This is a genomic window from Rhizobacter sp. P2_H2 (genome assembly GCF_056403375.1).
Map to the genome: position 1 here is coordinate 1 of NZ_JBFUFP010000629.1, position 3229 is coordinate 3229.

Genomic DNA, 3229 nt, shown 5'->3' on the forward strand with positions numbered 1-3229 from the left:
CCGAGGGCCCCGCCGGCTACCAGTTGTCACGCCTGTCGCGTTTTTGCGGACAGTGGATGCGCCATGGCGACTGGTACCCTGACCGGGTCACGCGGCTGTTCCTGCGCGGGCGCGCGCGCTTCACCGACGACCTGGTGCACGAGCGGCTGGACGTGCAGGGGCCGGTCGGGCGCCTGCCCGGCGACCTGCTGCACGAGACCATGCCGACGCTGCACGACGCGCTGGACAAGATGAACCGCTACAGCAGCGGCCGCGCCCTCGACAAGGTGCGCGCCGGCCGCCGCGGCGGCCTGGGTACGGCGCTTGCCCATGGCGTCTGGGCGTTCCTGCGGGCCTACCTGCTGCGCCGCGGCTTCCTCGACGGGCGGCTCGGTTTCGTGCTGGCGGTCTACAACGCCGAAGGCACCTATTACCGATACCTGAAAATGGCGTTCGCGGACGCTGCCGGAACCAAGACCACAATTTGAGATCAGGACACTGGATGCTGAACCGACGTCACTTCTCCGTTGCCTCCGGACTCGCCCTCGGCGGGGCGGCCCTTTCCACGACCGTCACCCCGGCCTTGGCGCAGTTCCGCGTCGAGATCGCCGGCGTCGGTGCCACGCAGGTGCCGATCGCGATCGCGAAATTCCGCGACGAGGACAAGACCACGCAGGCCCTGTCGGCCATCATCCGGGCCGACCTGGAGCGCGCCGGCGTGTTCCGCGGCGTCGACACCAGCGTCGCGATCGACGAGAACGCGCAGCCGGCGATGGGCGAATGGCGCTCCCGCGGCGCCGACGCGCTGGTGGCCGGCTCGGTCACGCGGCTGGCCGACGGCCGCTTCGACGTGCGCTTCAAGCTCTGGGACATCGTCAAGGGCCAGGAGCTCGGCGGCCAGAGCAATGCCGTGCAGCCGGCCGACCTGCGGCTGGCCGCGCACCGCATCGCCGACTACGTCTACGAGAAGCTGACCGGTGACAAGGGCGTGTTCTCGACGCGCATCGCTTACGTCACCCGCACCGGCAGCCGCTACGCGCTGCGCATCGCCGACGCCGACGGCGAAGGCGGGCAGGTCGCGCTGAACAGCCCCGAGCCGATCATCTCGCCGGCCTGGGCGCCGAACGGCCAGGAACTGGCCTACGTGTCGTTCGAGAAGCAGAAGGCCATCGTCTACGTGCAGAGCGTCGCCACCGGCGAGCGCCGCGTGATCGCCAACTTCCGCGGCTCGAACAGCGCACCGGCCTGGTCGCCCGATTCGCAGTCGCTGGCCGTCACGCTGAGCCGCGACGGCATCTCGCAGCTCTACCTGATGGGCCGCAACGGCGGCGAACCGAAGCGCATCACCACCAGCCAGGCGATCGACACCGAGCCGGTGTTCACGCCCGACGGCCGCACGCTGTACTTCGTCAGCGACCGCGGGGGCGGCCCGCAGGTGTACCGCACGGCGCTGGCCGGCGGGGCGGTCGAGCGCGTCACCTTTTCGGGCAGCTACAACATCAGCCCGTCGCTCAGTCCCGACGGGCGCAACCTCGCCTACATTTCCCGCCAGGGCAACGCCTTCCGGCTGTACCTGATGGACCTGACCAACCCGGGCGCGACGCCGCTGGCCTTGAGCGACACCAGCGACGACGAGAGCCCGAGTTTTGCGCCGAACGGCCGGTTGATCATCTACGCATCGCGCGCGCAAGGGCGCGACGTGCTGATGACCACGACGCTGGACGGCAAGATCAAGGCGAAGCTGGTGTCGACAGCCGCCGATGTCCGCGAGCCCATGTGGGGCCCGTACGGCCGCTGACGAAGCGGCCGGCGCATCTTTTCTCGACGACAACATGACCAGGAGTCTCCAATGAAAGCAACTCGTCTCACCCTTCTCGCTGCCCTGACCTCGGCCGTCCTGGCAGGCTGCGCTTCCGGCGTCAAGCTCGACGACAAGCCGGCCCCGGTGGAAAACCGCTCGACCGGCGGCACCTCGGCCAACAGCGGCGCGAACAACGCCGGCACGTCGCAGTCGCAGGTCGCGAGCGTCGACCTGACGAAGAACGCCCCGGCTGCGATCAGCAGCGTCATCTACTTCGACTACGACAGCTACGTGGTGAAGGATGAGTTCCGCCCGACGATCGAAGCGCAGGCCAAGAGCCTGTCGGCCAACAAGGCGAAGAAGGTCTCGATCGAAGGCCACACCGACGAGCGCGGCGGCCGCGAGTACAACCTGGCGCTGGGCCAGAAGCGTGCCGAGGCGGTCGTGAAGTCGCTGGAACTGCTGGGCGTGCCGCAGTCGCAGGTCGAGGCCGTCAGCTTCGGCAAGGAGCGTCCGGCAGTGCAGGGCAGCGATGAAGCCGCCTGGGCGAAGAACCGCCGCGCCGAGTTCAACGCCAAGTAAGCCGGAGGCCTGGCATGCAATCGATTCTTCGCGGACGCACCGGCGGCGCCTGGTGGGCGCCGCTGCTGGCGGCTCTGGCCCTGGTGGCGGCGCCGGCCGCGCACGCCGGTCTGTTCGACGACGACGAGGCGCGCAAGGCCATCCTCGAGCTGCGCGGCAAGCTCGAGGAGAGCAACAAGCAGCAGGCGCAGCGCCAGGCCGAGATGAACGCGCAGCTGCTCGAAGAAATCGGCAAGCTCAAGCGCAGCCTGCTCGACCTGAACACGCAGATCGAGCTGATGCGCGGCGATGCCGCCAAGCTGGTCGGCCAGAACGAGCAGCTCACGCGCGACGTGGCCGAGCTGCAGCGCCGCCAGAAGGACATCGCCCAGGGCGTGGACGACCGCATCCGCAAGCTCGAACCGCAGAAGGTCACGATGGACGACAAGGAATTCCTCGTCGATCCGGAGGAGAAGAAGCAGTTCGACGATGCGATGGCGGTGATGCGCAAGGGCGATTTCCCGGGCGCCGCGTCGGCTTTCGTCGCGTTCCGCCAGCGCTACCCGGCCAGCGGCTACAACGACGTGGCGCTGTTCTGGCTCGGCAATGCGCAGTACGGCAAGCGTGAATACCGCGAAGCCACCGCGTCGTTCCGCGAGTTGCTGAAGGTGGCGCCGGCCAGTCCGCGCGCGCCCGAGGCGCTGCTGTCGATCGCGAACTGCCAGCTCGAGCTGAAGGACGCGAAGGGCGCGAAGCGCACGCTCGACGACCTGCTGAAGACCTACCCGAAGTCCGAGGCGGCCGAGGCTGCCAAGGAGCGGCTGGCGTCGATGAAGTGACGGGGCTGCCGTGAACGCCGTCAACGACCTGCCCTTGCCTGATCTGATG

The 3229-nt window shown here is 68.6% G+C and carries 4 protein-coding genes; all 4 read left to right on the forward strand.

Going from position 1 to position 3229, the window contains the following annotated elements; all coding sequences use genetic code 11:
• The coding region (locus tag AC1D15_RS23705) for a glycosyltransferase family 2 protein (protein ID WP_477827901.1) at positions 1–467 on the forward strand (467 nt) is incomplete at its 5' end.
• A gap of 14 nt (positions 468–481) precedes the next feature.
• On the forward strand, positions 482–1777 hold the full coding sequence (tolB, locus tag AC1D15_RS23710; protein WP_477827902.1) for a Tol-Pal system beta propeller repeat protein TolB: 1296 nt from the start codon (positions 482–484) through the stop codon (positions 1775–1777).
• 51 nt (positions 1778–1828) lie between these two features.
• Positions 1829–2362 carry a peptidoglycan-associated lipoprotein Pal gene (gene pal, locus AC1D15_RS23715; protein ID WP_465114646.1) on the forward strand — a complete coding sequence of 178 codons (534 nt, stop codon included), beginning with the start codon at positions 1829–1831 and terminating at the stop codon, positions 2360–2362.
• Positions 2363–2376: 14 nt separating this feature from the next.
• Positions 2377–3180, forward strand: a complete 804-nt coding sequence (ybgF, locus tag AC1D15_RS23720) for a tol-pal system protein YbgF (protein WP_477827903.1) — start codon at positions 2377–2379, stop codon at positions 3178–3180.
• Positions 3181–3229 lie beyond the last annotated feature (49 nt).